General features: G+C 65.8%; 21 protein-coding genes and 2 pseudogenes. 15 read left to right on the top strand and 8 right to left on the bottom strand.

Features of this window, described 5'->3' with window-relative positions:
• Positions 1 to 250: 250 nt before the first annotated feature.
• Positions 251 to 1339 carry a 2-aminoethylphosphonate ABC transporter substrate-binding protein gene (gene phnS / locus P2869_RS22555; RefSeq protein WP_126879417.1) on the bottom strand — a complete coding sequence of 363 codons (1089 nt, stop codon included), beginning with the start codon at positions 1337 to 1339 and terminating at the stop codon, positions 251 to 253.
• Positions 1340 to 1727: 388 nt separating this feature from the next.
• On the opposite strand from phnS, the gene P2869_RS22550 reads away from it, so the two are divergent.
• Positions 1728 to 2837: a 2-aminoethylphosphonate--pyruvate transaminase gene (locus P2869_RS22550; protein ID WP_199541334.1), complete on the top strand. Its 1110-nt coding sequence runs from the start codon at positions 1728 to 1730 to the stop codon at positions 2835 to 2837.
• On the opposite strand, the gene P2869_RS22545 is transcribed toward P2869_RS22550, so the two are convergent.
• Positions 2838 to 3593, bottom strand: coding sequence for a DeoR/GlpR family DNA-binding transcription regulator (locus P2869_RS22545; protein WP_017778314.1), 756 nt, complete (start codon positions 3591 to 3593; stop codon positions 2838 to 2840). It lies immediately after the preceding gene.
• Positions 3594 to 3975: 382 nt separating this feature from the next.
• Between P2869_RS22545 and P2869_RS22540 the strand changes: the two genes are divergently transcribed.
• The gene (locus P2869_RS22540; protein ID WP_277599619.1) at positions 3976 to 5538 is read left to right on the top strand and encodes an AarF/UbiB family protein; all 1563 of its coding nucleotides are present in this window, start codon (positions 3976 to 3978) and stop codon (positions 5536 to 5538) included.
• A gap of 46 nt (positions 5539 to 5584) precedes the next feature.
• On the opposite strand, the gene P2869_RS22535 is transcribed toward P2869_RS22540, so the two are convergent.
• Entirely contained in the window at positions 5585 to 7003 is a 1419-nt protein-coding gene (locus P2869_RS22535) for an FAD-binding oxidoreductase (RefSeq protein ID WP_277599618.1), read from the bottom strand.
• Positions 7000 to 8007, bottom strand: a complete 1008-nt coding sequence (locus P2869_RS22530) for a 2-oxoglutarate and iron-dependent oxygenase domain-containing protein (protein ID WP_277599617.1) — start codon at positions 8005 to 8007, stop codon at positions 7000 to 7002. Before P2869_RS22530 ends, P2869_RS22535 begins: the two co-directional genes overlap by 4 nt.
• 271 nt (positions 8008 to 8278) lie before the next feature.
• Here P2869_RS22530 and P2869_RS22525 point away from each other — a divergent pair, with 271 nt between their 5' ends.
• The 7 genes from P2869_RS22525 (at position 8279) to P2869_RS22495 (ending at position 13809) form a co-directional block, all read left to right on the top strand.
• Complete coding sequence (locus tag P2869_RS22525; protein WP_017778310.1) at positions 8279 to 9106, top strand: transporter substrate-binding domain-containing protein; 828 nt, start codon at positions 8279 to 8281, stop codon at positions 9104 to 9106.
• Positions 9107 to 9115: 9 nt separating this feature from the next.
• A complete protein-coding gene (locus tag P2869_RS22520; RefSeq protein ID WP_017778309.1) occupies positions 9116 to 9766 on the top strand; it encodes an amino acid ABC transporter permease in 651 nt (216 codons plus the stop codon).
• 27 nt (positions 9767 to 9793) lie between these two features.
• The gene (locus P2869_RS22515; protein WP_017778308.1) at positions 9794 to 10456 is read left to right on the top strand and encodes an amino acid ABC transporter permease; all 663 of its coding nucleotides are present in this window, start codon (positions 9794 to 9796) and stop codon (positions 10454 to 10456) included.
• A gap of 144 nt (positions 10457 to 10600) precedes the next feature.
• The gene (locus P2869_RS22510) at positions 10601 to 11476 is read left to right on the top strand and encodes an amino acid ABC transporter ATP-binding protein (RefSeq protein WP_277599615.1); all 876 of its coding nucleotides are present in this window, start codon (positions 10601 to 10603) and stop codon (positions 11474 to 11476) included.
• A gap of 180 nt (positions 11477 to 11656) precedes the next feature.
• Positions 11657 to 12448, top strand: a complete 792-nt coding sequence (gene hutC / locus P2869_RS22505; RefSeq protein ID WP_017778306.1) for a histidine utilization repressor — start codon at positions 11657 to 11659, stop codon at positions 12446 to 12448.
• Positions 12449 to 12593: 145 nt separating this feature from the next.
• Positions 12594 to 12779 carry a hypothetical protein gene (locus P2869_RS22500; RefSeq protein ID WP_017778305.1) on the top strand — a complete coding sequence of 62 codons (186 nt, stop codon included), beginning with the start codon at positions 12594 to 12596 and terminating at the stop codon, positions 12777 to 12779.
• A 154-nt stretch (positions 12780 to 12933) separates the two neighbouring features.
• Entirely contained in the window at positions 12934 to 13809 is an 876-nt protein-coding gene (locus P2869_RS22495) for a DMT family transporter (protein WP_277599614.1), read from the top strand.
• A 98-nt stretch (positions 13810 to 13907) separates the two neighbouring features.
• Here the strand turns inward: P2869_RS22495 and P2869_RS22490 are convergent, their stop codons facing one another.
• Positions 13908 to 14999 carry a L,D-transpeptidase gene (locus P2869_RS22490; RefSeq protein ID WP_277599613.1) on the bottom strand — a complete coding sequence of 364 codons (1092 nt, stop codon included), beginning with the start codon at positions 14997 to 14999 and terminating at the stop codon, positions 13908 to 13910.
• A gap of 207 nt (positions 15000 to 15206) precedes the next feature.
• Between P2869_RS22490 and nadE the strand changes: the two genes are divergently transcribed.
• Positions 15207 to 16064 (top strand): ammonia-dependent NAD(+) synthetase, encoded by an 858-nt coding sequence (gene nadE / locus P2869_RS22485; RefSeq protein ID WP_199541275.1) that lies wholly within the window; start codon positions 15207 to 15209, stop codon positions 16062 to 16064.
• A gap of 235 nt (positions 16065 to 16299) precedes the next feature.
• Here nadE and P2869_RS22480 read toward each other — a convergent pair whose 3' ends face one another.
• Complete coding sequence (locus P2869_RS22480) at positions 16300 to 16842, bottom strand: hypothetical protein (RefSeq protein WP_277599612.1); 543 nt, start codon at positions 16840 to 16842, stop codon at positions 16300 to 16302.
• A gap of 397 nt (positions 16843 to 17239) precedes the next feature.
• On the opposite strand from P2869_RS22480, the pseudogene P2869_RS22475 reads away from it, so the two are divergent.
• From P2869_RS22475 to P2869_RS22460, 4 genes and pseudogenes are all read left to right on the top strand, one after another.
• Positions 17240 to 17454 (top strand): annotated as a pseudogene (locus P2869_RS22475) (SDR family NAD(P)-dependent oxidoreductase); the annotation flags it as partial.
• A 1-nt stretch (position 17455) separates the two neighbouring features.
• Positions 17456 to 17608: pseudogene (locus P2869_RS22470) on the top strand (L-rhamnonate dehydratase); the annotation flags it as partial.
• Positions 17609 to 18159: 551 nt separating this feature from the next.
• Complete coding sequence (locus P2869_RS22465) at positions 18160 to 19623, top strand: mechanosensitive ion channel (RefSeq protein ID WP_277599611.1); 1464 nt, start codon at positions 18160 to 18162, stop codon at positions 19621 to 19623.
• A 42-nt stretch (positions 19624 to 19665) separates the two neighbouring features.
• The gene (locus tag P2869_RS22460; RefSeq protein ID WP_346833758.1) at positions 19666 to 20280 is read left to right on the top strand and encodes a S41 family peptidase; all 615 of its coding nucleotides are present in this window, start codon (positions 19666 to 19668) and stop codon (positions 20278 to 20280) included.
• A gap of 123 nt (positions 20281 to 20403) precedes the next feature.
• Here P2869_RS22460 and P2869_RS22455 read toward each other — a convergent pair whose 3' ends face one another.
• A complete protein-coding gene (locus P2869_RS22455) occupies positions 20404 to 22119 on the bottom strand; it encodes a peptidase S1 (protein ID WP_277599610.1) in 1716 nt (571 codons plus the stop codon).
• A 120-nt stretch (positions 22120 to 22239) separates the two neighbouring features.
• The gene (locus P2869_RS22450) at positions 22240 to 23802 is read right to left on the bottom strand and encodes a S53 family peptidase (RefSeq protein WP_277599608.1); all 1563 of its coding nucleotides are present in this window, start codon (positions 23800 to 23802) and stop codon (positions 22240 to 22242) included.
• A gap of 292 nt (positions 23803 to 24094) precedes the next feature.
• Here P2869_RS22450 and P2869_RS22445 point away from each other — a divergent pair, with 292 nt between their 5' ends.
• Complete coding sequence (locus P2869_RS22445; protein ID WP_017778295.1) at positions 24095 to 24610, top strand: DUF1993 domain-containing protein; 516 nt, start codon at positions 24095 to 24097, stop codon at positions 24608 to 24610.
• Positions 24611 to 24648: the final 38 nt, after the last annotated feature.

The following is a 24648-nucleotide window of genomic DNA, read 5'->3' as shown; positions in this document are numbered from 1 at the left end:
GCACGCGCCGCCGCGCCCTGCGCCGTGCTCTCAGTTGTCACCCGCTACATCCTCCAGACGTCGAGCCTGTACGCGGCAAACGCGACAGGCCCGGGATTCAGAACATGGCAGCAGCGCTGCGGCGAAGACTGGCTTGAAGTTCACGCGAAGCTCACCTGAACTTCGCACAAGGCTCACACGAAACCCCGTGCGAAGCCGCACATGAAACTCGCTTGAAACGCCCCCTGCCCGTCCGCCGCACCACCCACCTTTACTGCTTCGGCTTCACGACTTCCGTCTGCTTGCCCGAGCTGCCGATCACGTCGTTCTTCCAGCGCGTGGTCCAGTCGGCCTTCTTCGTCATGACCTGGTTCCAGTCCACGGGGATCAGCTTCACGCCCGCAATCGACTGCTTCACGGTTTCGCCGTTCTTGCCCGCGAGCGGCACGTCGGTGCGCGCCGGAATGCCGAACACGTCGGGCACCTTCGCCTGCACTTCCTTCGACATCAGATAGTCGATCAGCTTCTTGCCGCCTGCCTGGTTCGGGCCGTTCTTGATCAGGCCGATCGCGTACGGCAACTGGAACGTGGTGGGCTGGCCGTTCGACTCGGCGGCAAGAAACACCGGCTTGAGCGAAAGACCGCCGTTCGCCGCGTCATCCAGATCCATCTGGAGGTCGCCGTTCGCGACCATGATCTCGTTACGCGAGAGCAGCACGTCGAGGTAGCCTGTGCCCTTGGTATGGAACTTCGCACTTTGTTCGAGCTTCTTCAGGTAGTCGAACGCCTTGTCCTCGCCCATCAGCGACGTGGTGAGGATGATCACCGCCATGCCGTCGCCCGCCGTGGCCGGGTTCGAGTACGCAATCTTGCCGCTGTAGTCGGGGTGCAGCAGGTCCGCGAACGTCTTCGGCTGGGTCTTCACCACTTCCGGGTTGATCGCGAACGAGAAGTAGTTGTTGACGAACGTGGCCCACGCGCCGTCCGAGGCCTTCGCGATGGCCGGCACGTTCTTGTAGTTCACGCTCTGATAGTTCTGCAGCAGGCCGCCCTGCGCCGCCTGCTGGATGAACGGCGGCAGCGTGACGATCACGTCGGCCTTCGGCGCGTCCTTTTCGATGGTCGCGCGGTTCACCACCTCGCCGCTGCCCGCCGTCACGATGTTCACCTTCACGCCTTCCTTCTTCTCGAAGGCAGGCAGCACGTCGCGGTAGAGATTTTCGAGCCCATCGGCCGTGTACAGCACGACGGCGTCGGCTGCGTGGGCCGGCATCGCGGCACCTTCCATCACCGCCGCTGCCGCGAGCAGCGGCACCAGCTTGCGGACTGCGCTTGCGAGAAGGGGATGCTTCATTGTCATGTCGCTCTCCGAAGGCATAAAGATCAGACGGGACGCCCGGCATGCGGACAAACCCGGTAGCAGTTGTGATTGGGACGACGGCGCCGCCGGCCGACGGTATCCCGGATGTGGCAGGAATTGCAGATTGCAAACAATCTGCGCGCCGCGACCCGGGCGCAGGCGCTTGCGGGCTTCGCGGCGTGCGCCGCTCAAGCCCTCAAAGCCCCGTATTGCCGGGCACGGCAAGAATCACAGTGTTTCGTGACAGCGCCATGACGATTGGATCAATTTCCATAAAATGACACAATCCGCCAATAAAGTGCATATCATCGAGACGCTGGGCCGCCCGTTCGTGTCCCCTGCCGTTCGCATTCTTTGCCGTCCAATCCCTTCGCCGGAGGCCATGTTGATTCTCGGAAACGATCCCGTCCTGCTCACGCCCGGCCCGCTCACCACGTCGCCCTCGACGCGCGAGGCGATGCTGCGCGACTGGGGCTCCTGGGACGCGGCCTTCAACCGCATCACGCAAAGCGTCTGCGCCGATCTCGTGCAGATCGTACACGGCGAAAATGACTATGTCTGCGTGCCCCTGCAGGGTAGCGGCACCTTCTCCGTGGAAGCCGCGATCGGCACGCTCGTGCCGCGCAACGGCTGCGTGCTGGTGCCCGACAACGGCGCCTATTGCGCGCGCATCGTGCGCATTCTGGAGCGCATGGGCATTGCCCACGTGGCGCTGCCGCTCGGCGAGGACAAACCCGCGACGGCCGCCGCCGTGGAAGACGCGCTGAACCGCGACTCGCGCATCACGCACGTCGCGCTCGTGCATCTGGAAACGAGCGCGGGGCTGCTGAACCCGCTCGAAGCCATCGCTGCCGTGTGCAAGCGGCACGGCAAGCGGCTGATCGTGGACGCGATGAGTTCGTTCGGCGCGCTGCCCATCGATCTGCGCGACGGCGGCATCGACGCCCTGATCTCAGCGAGCGGCAAATGTCTGGAGGGCGTGCCGGGCATGGGCTTCGTGATCGTGCGCCGCGCGCTGCTGGAGGAATGTGCGGGGCGCTCGCCGTCGCTCGCGCTGGATCTGCACGATCAGTACGTCTACCTGCAGAAGACATCGCAGTGGCGCTTCACGCCGCCCACGCACGTGGTTGCGGCGCTGCGCCATGCGCTCGACCGCTTCGCGGCCGAAGGCGGCCAGCCCGCTCGCGGCGCGCGCTACACGCGCAACTGCGCCGTGCTGATAGAAGGTATGAGGGAACTGGGCTTCGAGCCGTTTCTACGGAGCGAAGTGCAGGCGCCCGTGATCGTGACGTTCCACGCGCCGCGCGACCCGGCATGGCGTTTCGCGGATTTCTACGCCGCCGTGCGCGAAGCCGGCTACATCCTTTATCCCGGCAAGCTCACGCAGCTGGAGACGTTCCGCGTGGGCTGCATCGGCGCTATCGACGCCAACGAGATGCACAACGCCGTCGCCGCGATCGGCCGCACGGTGGCGGCCCTTGGGCTGCACGTCAGGTAATCAGGCGACCACGATTTCCGGGCCGCGCGCCGTGATCGCCTTCGCGATGGCGCGCTCCGGCGCGAGTTCGGTCACGACGTAACGCACGGTCTCGAAGCCGTTGATGCGCACGGGCGTGACGCGGCCGAACTTCGAATGGTCCGCCACCACGATGGCCGTGCCGGCCGCGCCCAGCATGCGGCTGCGCACCTCGGCCACCATCCGCGAATAGTCGGTCAGATAGCCTTCGGTCGTGATGCCGCCCGCGCCCACGAACGCGAAATCGGCGTGGTATTGCGCGAGTTGCTGCACTGTGTCGAGCCCGAAGGCGGCGTCTTCGCTGTCCGAAAGCTCGCCGCCCAGCAGCGTCACGCGATTGTCGTTGCGGCGGCCCAGCAGCAGCGCGATGCGCCAGTCGTTGGTATAGACGGTGAGCCGGTGGTGCGCCGTGAGCGCGCGCGCCACCGCATGCGTGGTGCTGCCCGAATCGATGATGACGGACACGCCGTCGGGCACCAGTTGCGCCGCTCGTTCACCGATGGCGCGCTTCGCGCTGGCATTCGCCGCTTCGCGCACGTCGAGGTCGGGTTCGCGGCGCTCGTTGGAAAGCGCGCCGCCGTGTGTCGTCACGATCAGGCCGCGGCCGGCCAGGGTATTGAGATCGCGCCGGATGGTTTCGCGCGAGACGTTCAGCTCGCGTACCAGTTCGGCCACCGAGAGTGCGCCGTGCTTCGCGACCTGCGTAAGGATGTATTGATGACGTTGTTCTGCAAGCATCGCGTTGTCCGGGCCCCGGGGCAGCAGCGGTAAGGTTGAGCCGCCGTATTGTATTACGTGAAACCGCGCGACAGAATGCGTGCCCCGGCATGAAAAGCCCCATGCGAGCGGCCTGCGCCAAAGCGTCCAGCCTGCTGGAACGCAGCCCTCGCGACGCTCGCGGTTAGGCTCGTGGTTAGGCCCGGGGTTACGCCTTGGTTACGCTCGGGTGACGCCCTGGTTACGCCCTTGTATGCGGCCCTGAGCGCAAACCCTGATGCCCCGCCCCACTGCGTTCCCTGTTACCCTCAACGCTCCGATTGCGTGTCGAAGACCCGCACGCGCGCCGCCTTGCAGGCGGCACCGTCGCTCTTCCGCTGCTTTCCTGCATTCCGTGCGTTCCATGCGTTCACTGTTCCGTCGCTTCCTGCTCGTCCTGTGTGCCTTGCGTTACGGCGCCCGCCTGCTCCGGCGCGCGGCGCCCGAGCACCACAAGCTCCACTGGTTCGTCACGCTTGTCTCGGGCATGCACGAGGCCGGCAACGCGCCGCCGGGACTCGCCGCTGCGCTGCCGCGTCTCGCGCCGGTCGCCGGTGCATTCGCCGAGGCGCTTGCAGCGCACCCCGAACTGGCGCAGAGCACGCTGCACGACGCGCTCGACGCCGTCGCACATCTCGAAGAGCCGCTTGCCCCCGCCGCCACCGAGGCCGCGCTGCACACCGCCTTCGGCCGCCCGCTCGCCGACCTCTTCACTGCGATCGATCTCACGCCCGTGCACACGGGCTTCTGCGAGCAGACCCACATCGCGCAGCTCGCCGTGCCGGTCAACGGCCATCGCACCGTGGCCATCAAGCTGCTGCGCGCGCACGAAGTCGAACAGGTGGGCGACGAAGCCGCGTTGCTGCGCGGCGCCGCCCACTGGATGGAACGCTTCTTCGCCGCCGCTCGCCGGCTCAACGCGCAGGCGCTCGCGGAGTCGTTCACGCAAGATATTCAGCGCCGCTTCGATCTGCGCGAGCAGGCCGCCAGCCTCAGCCAGACCGGTCGACAGTTCGAAGGCGACGCGCGGCTCGTGGTGCCCGACGTGATCTGGGAACTGTGCACGGCGCGCACGCTCGTCGTGCAGCACGTCGAAGCGGTGCCGGCCCTCGACATCGCAGCGCTGCACGCGCACCACGTGAACGTAGCCGAAGTGGCCGTGCATCTGATCGAGGTCGTGACGCAGCAGGCGTTCGAGCACGGCTTCTTTCATGCGGCGCTCGACGCACGACGCGTGCGCGTGAGCGTGGAGCCCGAGAGCCGCGGGCGGCTCGTGCTGGCCGAGTTCGCCGTGATGTCGAGCCTCTCGTCGCCGGAGCGCGACTTCTTCGTGCACGGCGCCACCGCGCTCTTCGAACAGGATTACGGACGGCTTGCGCAGATCCACCAGGCCGCCGGCCACGTGCCCGCTCAGACGCGCACGGAACAGCTCGAAGCCGAACTGCGCACGCGCAGCGAGGCCCATTTCGCAGCCGCCCCCGAAGACCGTTCGGCGGGCGCGGCGTTCCACCATCTGCTGCACGCTGTGCAGCCATTCGACGGCGCCGTGCCCGCGCGGCTCGTCACCGCGCAGCGGGCCTTTAGCCAGGCCGAGACGCTTGCGCGTGCCCTTCATCCCGAGATCGATTCGTGGAACATTGCGCGCGGCGTGCTGGCCGATATCGCGCGGCGCGATCTGGGCCATCGCGGCTGGATCACACGGCTCTCGCGCGAACTGCCGCACCTCGCGCATATGGTGCCGCGCATGCCGCAGCTACTCGTGCGCTATCTGGAGCACGAGCATCGCGCGGATCGCAGTGAAACGCGGCTGCGGCTTGCCGCGGACATCCGGCGCGAACATCGGCGCACGCGTGCGCTGCTGTGGGCCTGCGCGCTCTGCGGCGGGGTGCTGGGCGCCAGCGCGATCGTGCTGACTGTGGTTCGCTGAACGAAAACGGCGTGGCGCTTGCGGGAAAGGCGCGCAGCGCGCCGGCCTAAATCACCTTGCCCGGATTGAGAATCCCGTTCGGATCGAGCGCGCGCTTGATCGCGGCCATTGCGGCCAGTTCTTCGGGCGAGCGCGACACTGGCAGAAACTCCCTCTTGAGCAAACCGATGCCGTGCTCCGCCGAAACGGAGCCGCCATACGGCGCGAGCATTGCGTAGACGAACGCGTAGACGTCGTGATGCGAGACGCCGGGCACCGAGTGTCCGTCCACGGTCACGTGCAGATTCGAGTCGCCGATATGCCCGAAGAAATACGAGCGATTGCCGGGCCACCGGCGGTCCAACTCGGCGCGGCAATGATCGACGAAGCGCCCGATGTCGCCAATCGGCAGGCTCACGTCGAAGTTGACGGGATCGAGCCGCGACGGAAACTCCGCCGTGCATTCGCGGATGGCCCACAGCGCGCGGGCATCGGCCACCGTCTGCGCGATCACGGCATCGCGAATGGCGCCGTCTTCCAGCGCCTCGCCGAGCAGGGTGGCGAACCGCTCGCCGCCGTCGGCCGCATCGAAGCTCGTGTGCTCCACGAGCGCATAGAGCGGGTGCGCCGTGGCGAACGGCGAGCGCGCGCTTGCCGTGAGCGCGACGCCGAAGTCGAAGAAGTCCGGCCACATGATCTCGAATGCGCCGATGTCGTTGCCCACCCGCGCCGACAGCCGCCGCAGCAGACTCACCACGGCATCGTAGCTTTCGAGCGCGACGAGCGCCGTATGCCGCGCCGCACGTCGCGGCTGCAGGCGCAACACGGCGCGCGTGATGATGCCGAGCGTGCCTTCGGAGCCGATGAAGAGCTGCTTCAGGTCGTAGCCGGTGTTGTTCTTCACCATCTTGTTCATCGAACTCAGCACGGCGCCGCTCGCGAGCACGGCTTCGAGCCCCAGCACCTGCTCGCGCGCCGTGCCCGACTGGATCACGCGATTGCCGCCCGCATTCGTCGCGAGGTTGCCGCCGATCTGGCACGAGCCGCGTGCGCCGAGATCCAGCGCAAGCTCGAAGCCCGCCGCCTCGGCCGCTTCCTGCGCAGCCTGCAGCGTCGTGCCCGCGCGCACGGTCAGGGTGGCCGCGGCGCGGTCGATCTCTTCCACGCCCGCGAGACGGTCGAGCGCAATCGCGATGTCGGTGGCGCGCGCCACAGCGCCTGCCGCGAGTCCCGTCATGCCGCCTTGCGGCACCACGGGCTGACGCGCAGCGTTGCAGATGGCGAGCGCTCGCGAAACGTCATCGGTCGTGCGCGGCAGCAGCAGCGCCGCGGGACGCGCCGGGGCGTGATGCGTCCAGTCCGTCATGGAACGCTCGCCAATTTCGTCGCCTGTGCGCACCGCGTCGTTGCCCAAGGCCTCGCGCAGCGCCGCGAGAGTCGATGCAAGCGAAGCGCTCTCGCTCTCGCCCGCGCCCGAATCCGTCATGCCGTTTTCTCCTGTTGTCCTGGGTGTTGCTGTTGCTGGGCCGCGAGTTTTTTGCGATAGCCCATCGAATCGTTGATGCGCCCAAGGATGTAGTCGCCCGCCGCCACAGGCGGATAGCGCACCTCGGCGGCCGACGTGCCCAGATCGCGCGGGTCGACCGTCGCACTGTACGTGGGATCGTAGAAGGTCGCGATGGAATAGCGCTCGCGGCCCGATGCATTGATCACGCGGTGCAGCGTGGAGCGGAAACGGTCGTTGGTCCAGCGCGCGAGCAGATCGCCCACGTTCACCACGAAGCTGCCCGCCATGGGCGGCGCATCGACCCACGTTTCGTTCGCGATCTCGCGCACCTGAAGCCCGCCCACCTGGTCCTGCCATAAGAGCGTGATGCAGCCGTAGTCCGTGTGCGGCGCGACGCCGAACTGGTCTTCGTCGGACTGCGGCGGCTGGGGCGGGTAATAGACCATCTGCGTGCGCTGCATCCGCTTCGTATAGCGCGAGGCGAAGAAGTGTTCGTCAATGCCGAGCCCCACGGCCACCGCGCGCAGCAGGTCCGCGCCGCACTGCGCGACGGCTTCGTAGTAGCCATAGAGCACCGGCTGCAGCGACGGCATGAAGTCGGGCCAGTTGTTCGGCCCGCGCAAGGCCTGGCCCGCGAGCACGTCGGGATCGTCTTCGGGCAGTTCCAGGCCGATGCTGAAGAACTCCTTGTAGTCGGGGCGCGTCGCCTGGTACATCGTGGCGTCCCCAAGCGAATTGAAGCCGCGGTGCCGCTTGTTGACTGCCGCGCGCCGCTTCGTTTCCACCGGAAACGCGAAGAACGCGCGGGCCGCTTCTTCTGCGGCGTCGATCACGTGCTGCGGCACGCCGTGATTCACGATGTAGAAGAAGCCGATCGTCCTACACGCGTCGTAAATCTCGCGGCCGGCGCGCGCGAGCGCAGCGGCGTCGCCCGCGCGCACGCCGGCGAAGTCGATCACGGGAATGGTGGCAACGGACGGCATCGGCAGCTCCTCGAATGGGCTTCTGGGGTACGTAAGGCGCAGGTATCGAAGCGGTATATACCGCCAAAACGCCGGCCGCAAGCTGCATCGCAATGCGTGTTTTCACGGAGCCGCAAGCGCTTGCCGGATAGCGCCCGCAAGGCCGCGCGTGGCCGTTTATCCCTGCGGTTTTTATTTTTTTCGCGCCAAACCTGCGGTATATACTGCGCCGCATACTCGCGCCGCTTCGCGTTCCCGCGCGACTTTCGCTTTGCCACCCGGAGAGAGACCCATGAAGATCGCTGCAGGCTGGAAGCGTGGTTTGCTGATGCTCGCGCTGTGTTCCGCGAGCCTCGCGGCGTACGCCGAAGATCAGCTCACGAAGGTGAAGAAAGCCGGCGAACTGGTTGTCGGCACCGAGATGCAGTTCGCGCCGTTCGACTTCCTCGAAAATGGCCAGCAGGCGGGCTTCAACAAAGACCTGTTCGCCGAGGTGGGCAAGGAACTCGGCGTGAAGGTGCGCTTCATCGACCTGCCGTGGCCGAGCGTGCTGCCGGGCCTCGAAGCGGGCAAGTTCGACATGGTGGGCGGCCCGCTCACGGTCACGAAGGCGCGCATGGAGCGCTACACGTACACGCTGCCCATCGCCGACGCCACCGATGCGCTGCTCAAGCGCGCCAACGACACCAGCATCAAGCAGTCGTCCGACATCGCGGGCAAGACCGTGGGCGCGGGCAAGGGCTCGGCGCAGCTCGATCAGTTGAAGAGCTATGTCGCCACGCTGCCGAAGGCGCCGGAGATTCGCGAATACGTGGACAACAACCAGGCCTACGCGGACCTCGCCGCCGGGCGCATCGTGGCCGTGGCCAACTCGATGACCAACATCGCGTATGTCGCGAAGCAGCGGCCCGAAACGTTCGCGGTGGTGCAGCCGCCGTTCGGCGCGAAGGTCTACTTCGCCTACTGCCTGCGCAAGGACGCCGACAGTAAGCCGCTCGCCGACGCCTTCAACGCGGCGCTCGTGAAGATGAACAAGGACGGCCGGCTCGCGGCGCTGCAGAAGAAGTGGTTCGGCGTCGCGATGGACGTGCCCTCCACGATGCCCTCCCCGAACTACTGAACTCCTGACATGTTCAGCCTGAGCGCGTTCGTGCAGGGGCTGCCGCTGCTGTTGCACGCGGCGGTGGCCACTGTCTCGATTTCGCTCGCCGGGCTCGTGATCGGCTTCTTCGTCGCCGTGGGCGTGTGCGCGGCGCGGCTTTCGTCGCATCGCGCCGCACGGCTTTTTGCCGGCGCCTACGTGTTCTTCTTTCGCGGCGTGCCGATGCTCGTGCAACTGCTGCTGGTCTACTACCTGCTGCCGTTCGCGGGCATCAACGTGCCGCCGCTCGTGGCCGCCATCAGCGCCGTGTCGCTGTGCTCGGCCTCGTACATTTCCGAAATTCTGCGCGGCGGATTCCTCAGCATTCCGCCTGGACAGATCGAGGCCGCGCGGCTGCTCGGGCTCGGTTCGTTCGATACGCTGCGCCGCATTCTCGTGCCGCAGGCGTTTCGTCTGACGCTGCCTTCGCTCGTCAACGAGATGGTGCTGCTCATCAAGGCGTCGTCGCTGATTTCCGTGGTGGGCGTGGCCGAAATTACGCGCACGGCGCAGAACATCGCCGCGAGCACGTATCGTCCGCTCGAAGCCTACGTCGCCGCGGGGCTCATCTACTTCGTGATCTGCGGCACGCTCGCGCTCGTGGCGCACGCCGCCGACGAACGCCTGCAGCAGAGTTAGCGCACGCCGCCCACCGCACAGACCGCCATGCAGCAGCTCGATCCCACCGTCATCACGCACAACCTGCCCGCCATCGGCGCGGGCTTCGCGATGACGCTCGGCACGTGGCTTGCCGGCGTCGCCATCGGCATCGTGCTCGGCTTCGTGATCGCGCTGCTGCAACTCTTCTGCGGACGATGGGTGCGCGGCGCATTGCGCGTCTACATCGAACTGCTGCGCGGCACGCCGTTCCTCGTGCAGCTGTTCCTGCTCTACTACGGCGGCCCGTCATTCGGCATCACGCTCGAACCGCTCACCGCGGGCGTACTCGGGCTCGGCGTGTACGGCAGCGCCTATTTCGCCGAGGTGTTTCGCGCGGGCTTTCGTTCCGTGCCGCGCGGACATCTGGAAGCGGCGTCGTGCCTCGGCTTCACGCGCTGGCAAGCGGTGTGGCGCATCCAGCTGCCGCAGATGGCCGTGCTGATCGTGCCGGCGCTCGTGAACCTCATCATCGTGCTGAGCAAGGAAACGGCGGTGCTTTCGATCGTCACCGTGCCCGAGCTGACGTTCGTGCTGACCGGCATCGGCTCCGCCACGTTTGCCTTCGTCGAAACGCTGCTCGCGCTGTGCGTCTGCTATCTCGTGCTGGTGGAACTCGCGTCGCGCACCGGGCAGTGGGCCGAGGCGCGGCTCGCACGGTTTATGGCCTGAGCGTGAAGACTGCCTTCACGCGCCTCGCGCTCTGACTGCTGCCTCACAACTTGCTGCCTCACGATTGCCTGCCTCGCGATTCCCGGCCCGATCGCCAGCAAAGCGGAACATCCCGGAAGGATCCGGAACAAGCGGAACAACCCGATGAACGTCATGACCGACCTGCCCTCCTCCTCTTCCGGCGCGCCGGCGCAAGCCACCGGCCGCGCGACGCCGCTGATCGAAGTGCGCGGGCTCGGCAAGCGCTTTGGCGACGTCGAAGTGCTGCGCGGCGTGAACCTGGGCATTGCGCGTTCCGAAGTGGTCTGCATCATCGGGCCATCCGGTTCGGGCAAGAGCACGCTGCTGCGCTGCCTCGCCGCGCTCGAAACCTACGACGAGGGCGAGGTGCTCATCGAAGGCCAACTGCTCGGCTACAGCGAACGCAACGGCCGCCGCGTGCGCGCCACCGCGGCCGAGATCAACCGCGTGCGGCGCAACGTGGGCATGGTGTTCCAGCAGTTCAACCTGTGGCCGCACATGACGGCGCTCGGCAACGTCATGGAAGCGCTCGTGCGCGTGCGCGGCCTGCCGCACGACGAAGCGCGGCGCCGCGCGGGCGCGATGCTAGAAACCGTGGGCCTGTCGCACAAGGGCGACGCCTACCCCGCGAAGCTGTCGGGCGGCCAGCAGCAGCGCGTGGCCATAGCCCGCGCGCTCGCCATGGAGCCGCACATCATGCTGTTCGACGAGCCGACGTCCGCGCTCGACCCCGAGCTCGTCGGCGAAGTGCTGCAGGTGATGAAGCAGCTTGCGCGCGACGGCATGACGATGGCCGTCGTTACGCACGAAATGGGTTTTGCGGCGCAGGTGGCCGATAAGGTCGTGTTCATCGACCAGGGCCGCATCGCCGTGCAAGGCAATCCGCGCGAGGTGTTTCACGACGCGTCGCATCCGCGGCTGCGGCAGTTTCTGCAGAACTACTTCGACCGCAATGCGTTCTGGACGCGCGCGGAAGACGTGGGCCCGGGCGCGGCATGATGGCGAACGGCGGGCATCGCGGCGACTGTTGCGCCCGGCGCGCTGGGCACGGCATGAGCCTCAAAGGCTTGGCGAGGCTCATCCGCAGCACGCGTCGCTGTTGCGCGCGCCATCCGCGCGCGTGCCCAACGCGAGCTTTATCGACGCATTACACGCATCACTGAACGAGGAGGCTGCGCGATGTCCGTCACCACGCACCACGGGGCACGCGAGAAAGCCGGGGCGGCCAGCCCGGCACACGCCGGCGACGCGCCGGTGGCCCGCTACGAGCAGGTCAAGCACTACATCCGCTCCTCGATCGAAGCGGGCACCTGGCAGCCCGGCGACCGCATTCCATCCGAAAACGATCTGGTGGCCTCGCTCGGCGTCTCGCGCATGACCGTGAACCGCGCGCTGCGCGAGCTCACGGGCGAAGGCTGGCTTACGCGGCTTTCGGGCGTGGGCACGTTCGTCGCGGAGGCCAAGCCGCAATCCACGCTGCTGATGATCGCCCACATCGGCGACGAGATCCGCTCGCGCGGTCACGAATACGCCTGCGAAACGCTGCTCACGCAACGGGAGACGGCGCCGCTCGTAGTCTCGAACGCGCTGGAGTTGCCCGCGGGCGCGTCGGTTTTTCACGTGACGTGCGTGCATCGCGAGAACGGCCTGCCCGTGCAACTGGAAGACCGCTACGTGAATCCCGCCGTGGCGCCGGCCTTCATCGAACAGGATTTTTCGACGGTGCGGCCGTCCGAATATCTCTATGCGGTCGTGCCTGTGCACGACATCGAGCACGTGGTCGACGCCGGCCTGCCCACGCCCGAAGAGGCCGAGCTTTTGCACATCTCGCCGGGCGAGCCTTGTCTCACGCTCGTGCGCCGCACGTGGTCGAACGGCGTCGCGGTGACCTACGCACGCTTCGTGCATCCCGGCTCGCGTTACCGGCTGGGCTGCCGCTTCACGCCGGAGTTCGCGCAGCGGCAAAGCTAAGCGGCGCTCGGCTCGCGTGCGAATCGCGAAGGAAATTCGGGCTTCGTCAAGCCGCGATCGGCAGGACTGCATTTCGCAGCGGGCACGAATTCGGGGCGGTTGCGTTGCTACACTGCGCGCTCGTCAGTTCAAAGGAGCACGCGACGTGTACCGAAAGGGAATTGCGGTCGAAATCCAGTTTCCACCCGAACGGCTCAACGACGCAGCCGGCGATCCTTACTGGATCGATCTCACGCTGGACGAGGCGCGCCGGCTCTACGAGCAGTTGCGCACGCGCTTTGCCGGCGACACCAGCACGAATCAGCCGGTGGATACCTTTTCCATCGAATAACCGCTGCGCCGGATCGAAGCCGGCACAGGCGGCACAGGCGGCACGGGCCGCACGGGCCACACATACGCCGGCATTGCACGACTGAACAAGACGCGGCCCCGGGCCTCACGCGATACTGCGGGCTTTCGACTGCCCACGCCCGATTGCCCCACCCATGCTCATTGCCACGCTGGCTGCCGCCGTGTTCGTCGTGCTCTGGTCCACGGGCTTTGTTGTCGCCCGTGCCATCACGCCGTTCGCCGACCCCAACCTGTTCCTGCTCGCTCGCTTCGGCGGCACCGCCCTGCTATTCGCGCTTGCGGCTCTCGCGGCGCGGGCACGGTGGCCTTCGGGACGCGACCTCGGCAAGCATCTGTTCGCGGGCGCCCTGCTGCAGGGCGTGTACCTGGGCGCCGGATACTGGGCCGTCGCGCAAGGGCTGAGTGCCGGCGTCATGGCGCTGCTCGGGGCATTGCAGCCGCTTTTCACGGCGGCTGCGGCGGCTCCGCTTTTCGGCGAACGGCTGCATCGACGTGGCTGGGCCGGCATGGCGCTCGGCCTTGCCGGCGTCGCGCTGGTCCTCGCGCCGAAAATCACTGCGCCTGCCGGGCAGGTGACGCACGGCGCCGCGCCGCCGTGGCTCGTCGTGGCCGTCTCGATTCTCGCGGTGGGCGCCATTACCGCCGGCACGCTGTTTCAGAAGACGTCGCTCGCAAGGGCCGACATACGCAGCGCGAGCGCCGTGCAGAACTTTGGCGCCGCGCTCGTCGCGTGCCTGCTCGCGCTTGCGCTCGGCGAGCACCGCTGGATTCCTTCGCCGGCACTGTGGGTTTCGCTCGCGTGGGGCATCGTCATGCTCTCCGGTGTGAGCGTCACGCTGCTCGTGTGGATGGTTCGGCGTGGCGATGCCGCGCGCGCCACTGCGCTGCTCTTTCTTGCACCGCCGCTCGCGGCCGTCGAGGGGTATCTCGGGTTCGGCGAGACGCTGCTGCCGGTGCAGATTGCGGGCTTCGTACTGGCGCTTGCAGGGGTGACGCTGGCCCGGTCGTGAAGCGCTGATCACTGGCGCGGGGCATCCGCTCCACTCGGAGCGTCACGTCCGCTCGGGCCGTGCCGGCTTTCTCTCGATGCCGCTTCGGCCGTTCGCGCTCAATCCGCCGTGTCGCCGCCCGGCGGCAAGTTGGCTCCCGCCTTCGGCCCCGGCAAGGGCGACCATGCCGGGCGTACCTTGCGCTCCGAGTCCACGACCACGAGATAGCGCCCGGCCCAAGGCGTGATGACGCGATCTCCATGCAGCACCCACAGCGGTTTGCCGGCTTCGACGGTCGCTTCGTATTCGGCATCGAGAATGCCGTAGTGATCGAGGAACGCATTGAGCGAGGCGGGGATGCGCACACAGCCCTTCGAGTGCCGGACGCCAAGCAGCGGCTCGAGGCGATCGGGATCGGTTGCGTGCATCTGGAAGCGCATCTGCGAGGTGCCGCCCTTGCCCCACCCGCGCTCGGCCTCGGCCCAGCCGAAATCGAAAATGCGCATGTCGCGTTGGCCATAACCGCGCACGCCGTTCTCGTTCATGGTGCCTTCCGCGCGAAAGTCCATGTTCGCCGGCGTGTGCTCGAATACGCCGAGCGGCGTGACGAAGTGATCGTACTGTCCCGGCAGGCCGGTCGCGACCGGTGACGCGCCGAGCAGTTGCCAGCCATCCACGGGCAGCGCGCGATAGTAGATGAAGAGCGCCTGCACGTTCTCGTTGCGATCCACGAGCACCACGTACTCGCCCGCAAGGCTCCCCAGGTTGTGCGCCGCGAGCGCGCCCTGCAACTGGCCGGCATAGAAGTGCTGATCCGCGTCGGGCACGTCGAGACGGCGCGTGACTTCGTGCGCGAAGGCGTCGCGCATCTTCAGGGCCGCGTTGGGGTCGCCGGGCTTTGCGCCTTCGGGAACGAACAGGCTCGATGCGGCGGGCGTCGATGCGGCCTGCGCGGGTGGTTCGGATGGCGGCAACGATGCGGACGACGCCGGCAGCGACGACTGCGCCAGTGCGGCCGTTGCGACCGCACCGGTCGTGAGGCAGACAAAGAACGTCGCGACGACGTGCGCGGCCCATCGTGACTGCGCCCGAGCTTTCGCCGGCAACATGCGGCGATCCGGCGCGCGATCACTTTCGTGGCGATTGTCCATACCTTCCCCGTGTGTGCCGATACAGCCCGTGCCGGCACACGTTTCTCCGTTCTGTTTCATGACGTATTCGAAAACAGGCTTCTGCGTATCATGAAGGCTAGTGCGTTCAGGCGCATCGACGCGCGCGTCGTAAGGCCGCGCATCGAGGTCGCATCATGAACAATCACGCATGATGCATGCCCGAAACAACTGGCCTGGCCAATCTTGAGTAGTGTGGAGCAGATGGATGACGTCCGCTGCCCGCGAGACCACGAAGGAGATCGCCCCATGAAGCCATCGAATCATGCCGCGCACGAGGCGCGCATCCGCGCGGAAATGCGCGTGACGCCCGACATCGATCCCGCCGCCGAAATCGAACGTCGCGTCGCGTTTCTCGCGCGTTATCTGCGTGCTAACGGATTGAAAGCCTACGTGCTGGGCATCAGCGGCGGGATCGACTCGGCCGCGGCCGGGCGACTCGCACAACTGGCGGTGGAACGGCTGCGCGCCGACAACTACGAGGCACGCTTCGTCGCGATGCGTCTGCCCTATGGCACGCAACACGACGAAGCCGATGCCCGGCAAGCGCTTGCGTTCGTACGCGCCGACGAAACGCTGACTGTCGACGTCCGCCCGGCCGCGGACGCGATGATGACCTCGCTGGCCGCAAGCGGCCTTTCATTCGCGAGCCACGAACAACAGGACTTCGTGCACGGCAACGTCAAGGCGCGGCAGCGGATGATCGCGCAATACGCGGTGGCGAGCGCACGCACGGGCATCGTGATCGGCACCGATCACGCCGCGGAATCCGTCATGGGTTTCTTCACGAAGTACGGCGACGGCGGCGCCGACGTGTTGCCGCTGGCCGGCCTCGACAAGCGGCAGGTGCGCGCGGTGGCGAAAGCGCTGGGCGCATCCGAAGCGCTGACGCAGAAGATTCCCACCGCGGATCTCGAAACGTTACGGCCGCAGCGTCCGGACGAAGAGGCTTATGGCGTGACCTACGAGGTCATCGACAATTTTCTGGAAGGCAAGCCCGTGAGCGAAGAGGCGCGCGAGACCATCCTCCGTTTCTATGACGTCACGCGGCACAAGCGCGCATTGCCTTACACGCCATACGACGAGTGGCCTGGCCGCGACGGGTGAAGTCAACGCGTCGACGGGCAAGCGTGGGGGCTACGGCGAGGCCGGTGCCGAGGCATCATGTTTGCGCGGGGCGCCTGACGTCGTGAGCACGTGGCGTTCGCGTGGTGCGCTTCGAGCGCTTCGAGCGCTTCAAGCGCTTCGAGCGCTTCAAGCGCTTCACTCGCTTCGCGCACTGGCACGCGCTCCCGCTATTAACGCGGGCTCGCGCTGAGGAATGCCAGCACCCTCAAGCCTCTCAAGAGCCGTTGTCGCCAGACCTTTCGGCACTCGCGCTCGCGCCGTCGTCAAGCTCTCCATCGCAGCGGCGCCCAAGACGCCCGTACCGCGCCGGCCAGTTGCCGACGATGGCGGCCTGTGCCTCGGCCAGCGTCATGCGCCCCGCGCACACGCATCGCTTCAGCCTCGCGGTCAGCAATTCCTTGCGGCGCTCGCCGGCGTGCCCGGCCCATGGGCGCAGCTCGAAATTCGCGGCAGCGTCCGGAGAACCACCCAGCACGATAGGCACGCGGCGATCCAGCGCGTACGAGGTGCCGTCCTCGGCATCGATACCGTGCCTCGCCAGCATGCGGTCTTTGCGGGCCATGATGCTGTCGAGCGACGGAGACACCGCGTCGGCATAGCCGGGCCGGCAGATCGTGTCGGCAACCGAATGCTGCGTCACACGATCGTCGAGCAGCGCCGCGTCTTGCGCCCACGCAGTGTGCATGCCCTGCATGCCGATCAGCCCGATTGCGATTGCGAGTACGGTGCGTACTCTCCGCTCACGCAGCGTCTTCACGCCTCCACCAGGCGACAGGCGCGCCGTCTGGCGATTCTCTTCTGTGTCTGCGTCCGATGTGTTTCCTGTGCTGGCTGTTTTCCCTGCGTTCATTGGTCGGCACACCATGGATGCGGAATGGATGAGTTAAAGGCAATTAAAACATATCGAGGATGGCTGCGTCGTGAAAGGCTGCCGTGGTCGCATGCGCCGCGGCAGCGTCGGGGCCAGCGCCTATGCGCCACGCCCGCCATTCATAGCGTCAAATTGGCACCCCCCTGGCCATCGAAGACATGGCACTTGTCCATCTGAAAAACAGAATCGTGTCGTTCTTCACGCCGCTTGTTCGCGAGCGCCCCGAGGTGGCCGTGTGGCCGGCGGTCGGCGGGCAAGCGGCACGCGAACGGAACACCGGCAACTGGAGCCGGCCGTGTGGCGACGCGTGATCGAATGATCGAAGTCGATCTGATCGGCTCCTACCTCACGTGCCGCAGCGTGGTACCGCACATGGTGGCAAAGGGCTTGGGACGTATCGTCAACATCGCCTCGGTGGCCGGCAAGGAAGGCAATCCGAATGCGTCACGCTACAGCGAGTCGACGGCCGGTGTGACGCGCCTCACCCAATCGCCTGGCAATGGGCGTGCCAACAACCAAGCACATTCGGGCGTTCACGCTGCGCGGAGCGGGCGCCGACAACCACGATCAAGGCCAGCGACACTGGATCGACGATCACTGCGCAACGCCGACGAGCCGCTACCCCGAGTACCGCAGCAGCCGGCAGAGCTTCGCTGCTGACGCACGTATTCGACGATTCCGTTGCTCACGCGCCGCCTTGCGAACAGGCTGCCGGAGCAAAGCTTGCGATGCATGCTCAAGCATTCGCTTCGGCTGACCGACCGTTGGATCTGCAAGGAGTCGTGGTGTGTCGAATGTGCCCGTGTGCGAGCCGACACAACTTCGTGACAAGGCGCGTACGGCTCATGGACCTGCCTCCTAGAAGTTATGTCGTGACGCCCTTAACGCGCCCTTAACGCGCCCTTAAGGCGAGAGGGCAATTCTTGACTTATGCCGCATGCACGCATGGAGACTGTGAATATTTCTGAACTCCGGTCGGCGCTCAGGCCAGGCGCATTTCGCTAGCCATCTCTTCCTCCATGGCCGAGCTGCGAGGCGCACTCGAGCGGAGGGGCACGCTTAAAAAGATCCGATGCCGCATTGTCACGAATAGTCAAATCCGGCACCTGTCAGCGCTACCGCGATGTATGCTCAGCGAGCAGGTTCTATTGCTGATGTCCTACGTAGTCCAAATTGTGTTTCAACAACGGGGAGGGAATAAAAATGGACGTATCCAGTTTCGTTTCGCCATTGCTGGCCGCCTTGGGAGGTTTTCTACCGAAGATCGCCGGAGCCATTGGTCTTTTGATCGTCGGTTGGATCGTCGCCGCGATTCTTCGAGTGGTCGTACGCAAGCTCCTGTCCGCGTTGAAGGTGAATCAGCAGATCGCGCATGGCACAGGTCAGGTGATTCGCGTCGAACAGGGCATCGCGGCGGGCGTGTTCTGGTTTGTGATGCTCGTCACCGTTGTCGGCGTGTTCAACGCGCTGAATCTCTCCGCTGTCTCGAATCCCTTTTCCGCGCTCATTGCGCGGATGGTGGATTACCTTCCGAACCTGATCGGCGGCGTCACGCTCGCGTTGATCGCGTGGCTCGTCGCATCGCTACTGCGTAGTCTGGCGAACCGCGCGCTGAGATCGGGCAAGTTCGACGACAAGCTCACGGGCGGCGCGGGCATCGCGCCGGTGAGCGGCTATCTGGGCGACGTTCTGTTCTGGCTCGTGATCCTGATGTTCCTGCCCGCGGTACTGTCCGCGTTTGCGCTGTCCGGGCTGCTCGCGCCCGTGCAAGGCATGATCGACAAGCTGCTCGGCGTCGTGCCGAACCTCTTTGCGGCGGCGGTGATCGGCTTCGTGGGCTGGATCGTCGCGCGCGTGCTGCGCGGGCTCGTGACCAACCTGCTCGCCGCGGCGGGCGCGGACAAGCTGGCGCAGAACCTGGACAGCCCGACGCCGGTGCGCGTATCGAGTCTCGTTGGCACCCTCGTCTACGTGTTCGTATTCGTGCCCACGCTGATCTCCGCGCTCGATGCCCTGAAAATCGAGGCGCTCTCGGGTCCTGCGACCAACATGCTCAACCAGTTTCTCGGCGCGGTGCCGGACCTCTTTGCGGCCATCGTGATCGTGACGGTCACGTTCTACGTTGCGCGCTTCGTTGCCGCGCTCGCGCAAAAGCTGCTCGTCGCCGCGGGCGTCGACGGGCTACCCGGCGCACTGGGTCTTGAGCGCGTGTTCTCCGGCATGCTGCAGCCGTCCGTGCTGGCCGCGCGCCTGATCGTGTTCTTCGCAATGCTGTTCGCGACAGTCGAGGCGGCCAACCGGCTCGGCTTCGCGCAGGTACGCGACGTCGTGACACTGTTCATCGAGTTCGGCGGCCATGTGCTGATGGGCGGCGTGATCCTCGTGATCGGTTTCTGGCTCTCGAATCTCGCGCGTCGCGTCATCCAGCAAGCGGACAACGAACATAGCGAGCTGTTCGCCCGCATCGCGCAGTTCGCCATTCTGGGCCTCGTGTTCGCGATGGGGCTTCGCGCGATGGGCATTGCCAACGAGATCGTGCAACTCGCGTTCGGCCTCGTGCTCGGCGCAATCGCTGTCGCTGTCGCGCTCTCGTTCGGTCTGGGCGGCCGCGAGGCGGCGGGCAAGCTGCTTGATCGATGGATAGGCCGCGGCCGGTCAGGCGAATAATCGTGGGGGCGCGAGTCACGTCGCGCCCCGCGTAATGCGGCAATTGCCTCGCCTGAAAACCGTGCGACTCGTCTACCGGCCGGCAGAAGACCGGTCGATGACCTTCGTTCTGACGCGCGCATTCATTCACCAAAACAACGTCACGTTGGAGCGCCCGGCACCAGGCTTCGGCTGCCGCAGCGTTGCAGGACACACATCGCCGTCGTGATGGGCAGCGCAACGTTCGGCAAGGGGACGATCCAGGTGACCGGTCCCTTGACAGGCGGCACCGGCCTCATGCCGACCGTCGCGCGCTACTACGCGCCAACGGGCCGGTCCATCCAGAACGTGGGCGTTCAACCGGATGTGCCCGTGGACGACCAACCGCCCGATCAATCCGGCGACCTGCCTGCCGTGAGGGAGATCGATCTCGATCGCCATCTATCGAGCCAGGCCGGTCGCCCGGACACCGCGCTGGAGCAAACGCATGCGCGTGAGGTCACAGGGCAACAGCAGACAATCGAGGCTCAACGTGCGCAGTCGTCCAACCCGAGCGTCGGTAGGCGGCCGACGACTCCACCGGTGGTGTACGGCAAACCCGGCGACTTCATGCTGAGCCAGGCGCTGAACTGGTTGCAGCACAAGCCGGTGAGCTTGTCGAAAGCGAAGCCGGAATAGTGCGCGACACCACCGCAGTCGACACACCGCCAATGCGTCGCAGATGCATCGCGCTTGCCGCCACCGAGGCCGACGGCAAGCGCAACGCCGCCACCTGACGCCTGGCGCTTAACCGCGACGCCGCTAACTCGTCTTGCGTGCCTGGAGCGCCCGAATGCGGCCCACCGCCGCCGTGTCGGACACGGTTGCGTCGTACATCTTCGCGAGGTCAGCCTTGAGCGCGGTACGTGATCCGCCGTCCAGATAGACCATGTGCCCCGATGGGTAGAACCGCGCCGACAGGTTTTGCCGCACCGACTGGCTCACGAGCGGCATCTGCTGGAGATCGAGCACCGTCTGGTAGAACGGCGTGACGAAGTCGTAGAAGCCGTTTGCCGAAAGCACCTTGAGATCGACGTTGAGCGCCATCACGGCCGCGAGATCGCCCGCCGTATAAAGCACGATGTTGCCCTTCGAGTCCAGGCCCTTCTGTTCGCCCGTTGGGTCGATGTGGCTGAAGTCCCAGTTCAGGAACGCCTGGTCGTTCAGATCCGTGAACGACGAGTTCGACGTGTACTTGAGCTGCTCGTTCAGGTACTGGTTCCACATCGCGGTGTAGACGCCGCTCACCGCCGTCATGGTCGGATCGTTGCCGCCCGAGTTCGGATCGATCTTGCCGGCAATGCCGGTATCGATAGCGGTGACGCGACCGTCATAGGCGCCCAGCGCCACGCCCTTCGATTTGAGCAACGTCGTCAGGAAGAGCGAATTGCCGCGGCTGTCGTAGGCTGCAACGTCGAGGCTCCATGCAAGCAGCGTCGTCTTGTCGATGCCGGTGTACTCGGAGAGCTTTTCCACCGTGGCGTCGTCGGTGGATGGAAACTTGCGCAGAGCGGCGAGATAGTCGGTGCGCGCGAACTGCGCGACCTCTTCCACGAACGCACCCAGGTCCGTTGGTGTGGGCGCCACGCCGAGTTTGCGGTGATACCACGCGTCCGCTGCTGCCGTAGGCAGCGCACCCACCGGATTGCCCGCCTGTGTGTAGTCGAGGATCGACGACTGCAGCGTGACGCCGTTCAGATCCACGCCGTCCTCATGCAAGCGGTACGCGAGCACGCAACTGCGCGCCGTGCCGTACGACTCGCCGAACAGATACTTCGGCGAATTCCAGCGGTTGTTCTTCGTGAGGAACCGCTTGATGAACTGCTTGATGGAGTCGGCGTCTTTGTCCACGCCCCAGAAATCCCGGTTCTTGTGCGGCGCGATGGCTGCCGAATAGCCTGTGCCCACCGGGTTGATGAACACGAGGTCGCTCTTGTCCAGCAGACTGTCCGGGTTGTCTTCGAGCTGATACGGCGCGGGCGGCGTGAAACCCGGCATCGAAGTCTTGATGCGCTTCGGCGCAAACGAGCCCAGCAGGACGAACACCGAAGACGAGCCCGGCCCGCCGTTATAGAAGAACGTGACGGGCCGCGCTTCCTCTTTCTGCCCGTCTTCGGTGAACGCCACATAAAAGATCCTGGCATTCGGCTGCGAACTGCTCGGGTCGACCGTGACGAGGTGGCCCGCCGTGGCCGTGTAGTTGATCTTCTTGCCGCCAATCACGATGGAATGCTTCGTAATGGCCGCGCTCTCGCTCGTATCCGTAACCGAATCGTCGGGACCGTTGCCGTAGGCGACGGGGTCGAAGAATGGCTGGTCGCCGCTGCGGTGCGCTGCCGGCGACGACGGCACCGGCGCCGGAGAAGGTGCCGCCAGTGCGGACGAAGCCGCGGAGGCTACCGACGCGCGCGATGCGGGCGACGCGTGGGAATTGTGGGACGACTGCACACTGCCGGAAGCTGAATCGGGGTTCGTCATGATCGCTCCATCGGATTCGTTATGCGTTTTCACGCCACGCGACCGCCCGGTGGCGAGCCGCGCCAGACGGAAACCGCCGGCAAGCCGGCGGCCCTTTCACCACACCACGTTCGCCAACGACTATAGAGCCGCGGCGATTTTCTGACCATTGGGGCTGCCAAGCCCCGTGCAGGCGTCCCAGCCCGGCGCCGCCTCGAAACTGCCGTTGTTGCCCTGGGTGATGTCGTTGCACACGCGTTGAGCCTTATACAGCTTCGGATTGATGAACCCGGCCGGCTGGCCCTTCGCTGCATTGATGCGCGCGATCAGTCCCGCCCACAACGGCGCCACGGCGCTCGTTCCGCCCACCACCGTTTGCGTGCCGTCCACCAGCACCTCATAGCCTGTTGCAGGCGATGCGTCTCCCGCAACATCGGGCACGCCGCGGCCGGAAAGCGCAATTTTCGAACCACCGGTTCGCGTTACGCTCAAGCCTTCCTGCCAGGCAGGGACCGGGAACGCCCCGCTCACCCCGCCACCGCCCGCGCCGCCTGAAGGTCCGTCGTTCCAGACGGTTTCGCTCGTCACCGACTGACCCGATGCCTGCACGCTCGTGCCGCCGCAGGCAAGCACATAAGGGCTCGATGCAGGAAAGTCGACGTGATCTGCGCCGTCGCTCACCCCGTCGCTCGATCCACTGTCGCCCGATGCCACACATACCGTGACGCCCACCGCGACCGCGGCTTGCAGCACGTTGTTGAAGGCCTGCAGGGATTGCGCTGTCCACGCCGTTTCCGGCGCTCCCCAACTGATCGCGATGACGGATGGCTTGTGCGTGGTGTCGTGCACCGCACGGCTCACCGCGTCGACGAAGCCGGCATCGCTGTTCTGAGTGAAATAGACAGCGATGGTCGCGCCCGGCGCAACGGCGCCCGCGATCTCGATATCGAGCGCTACTTCGCCGTCGGGCCCGCCCGGGTCGCCTGTCGGCAGGTTGCTGCCCTGGTCCACGCCCACGGCCACCACCTTCGGCGCCGGCACGCCGAGGCTCGAGAAATACTGCTGCAGGTCGGCGTTGCGATATCCGCCGCCCAGTTCGATGACGCCAATGCATTGGCCGGCGCCGTCGCCAGCCGGAAAGTCGTAGAGCGCGGCCAACTGCGGCGGCGTGAACGACGCGGTTTCGCGCGCCTGGGCCGGCCGGAACGGGGGGCGGATACGAAAGTGCGGCCGCGCCTGCGGACGATTGTCCAGCCCGAGCACGGCGGTGACGACGCCGTGCAGATCGTCTGGCAAGTTGACCGGCCCGGTGCGCCCGCGATAGCGGCCGATGGTGTGATGCTCGTAATGCTGCAATTCGACGTCGAACGCCTTCTGGAATTCGGCAATCGTGCCCTTCAGTACGACGGTGCACGCGGCGGCGTCGGAACGGACGACGGTCAACCCATGCTGCGCCGCGAAAGCCTGCACCTTGGCAAGGTCGTCAGCGGGCGTGCCGAAGCGCTTCGCGAACTCTTCCCTCGAAAGCGGCTTCGCGTCCGGGGCGCCGGACTCCAGCTTCTGCATGAGCGCGTGAAACGCCGGTTCGTCCCGGCGACGCAGCATGACCACCACCTCGATTACCTCGGCCGGGTCGCAATGCCCAACCACCTTTGATCCTTCAGCAACTGCACGCTCACTTCCTGCCAGCGGATGTTTCGCCATGGTTTCGACACCTCCGGAATGCACGACGGTAGCCACGCGTTGCCCGCGCCGGGCACGGCCGCAGCACGCACGCTGCGATTCGAACCCGAGGGGATTTTCGTTTCAGTGGGATAGCGCAGAACCGTCCGACAAAACCATTCAAGCACAGTTCCTCCGCACGGGCACCTGTCCGTATGGCCGATGGCGACGCATTCAGAAGATGACGCATAATGGGCCGCCCGCAGCTTCCGGTGCGTCGCAGTGCGCAACCGGGCGAAGCGCGGCGCACACTATCGAAGAACGAGGAATTCCCATGTCCATTTCCATGTATCAAGCATCGGTGCCCGTGCTGCTGCACGGCTTGACCAACCTGCAAGCCATTCTGGGCAAAGGCGAAGCGCACGCGGCCGAAAAGCAGATCGATCCTTCGGTGTTCACGGGCGCACGCCTGTTCCCGGACATGCTGCCGCTCGCGCGCCAGATCCATATCGCGACCGACACCGCCAAAGGCTGTGCTGCGCGGTTGGCCGACGTGGAAGCGCCGCGCTACGAGGACGTCGAATTCACGTTCGACGAATTGCAGGCCCGCATCCAGAAGACGATCGATTACCTGAAGGAATTCAAGCCCGCGCAGATCGACGGCTCCGAAGAGCGCACGATCACGCTCAAGATGCGCACCGGCCCCATCGAATTCACGGGCATGAGCTATCTGCTGCACTTCGTGCTGCCCAATTTCTTCTTCCACGTGACCACGGCCTACGACATCCTCCGCCACAACGGTGTGGAACTGGGCAAGCTGGATTACCTCGGAGCAAAGCGGGGCGCTTGAAGATGTAGAAGGCGGTGGAGAATGCCGCTGCGGCGGTC

Source organism: Paraburkholderia sp. SUR17 (genome assembly GCF_029536165.1).
In the GTDB taxonomy this organism is placed as follows: Bacteria; Pseudomonadota; Gammaproteobacteria; order Burkholderiales; family Burkholderiaceae; genus Paraburkholderia; species Paraburkholderia kururiensis.
This window is presented reverse-complemented; position numbering and strand designations above follow the sequence as displayed.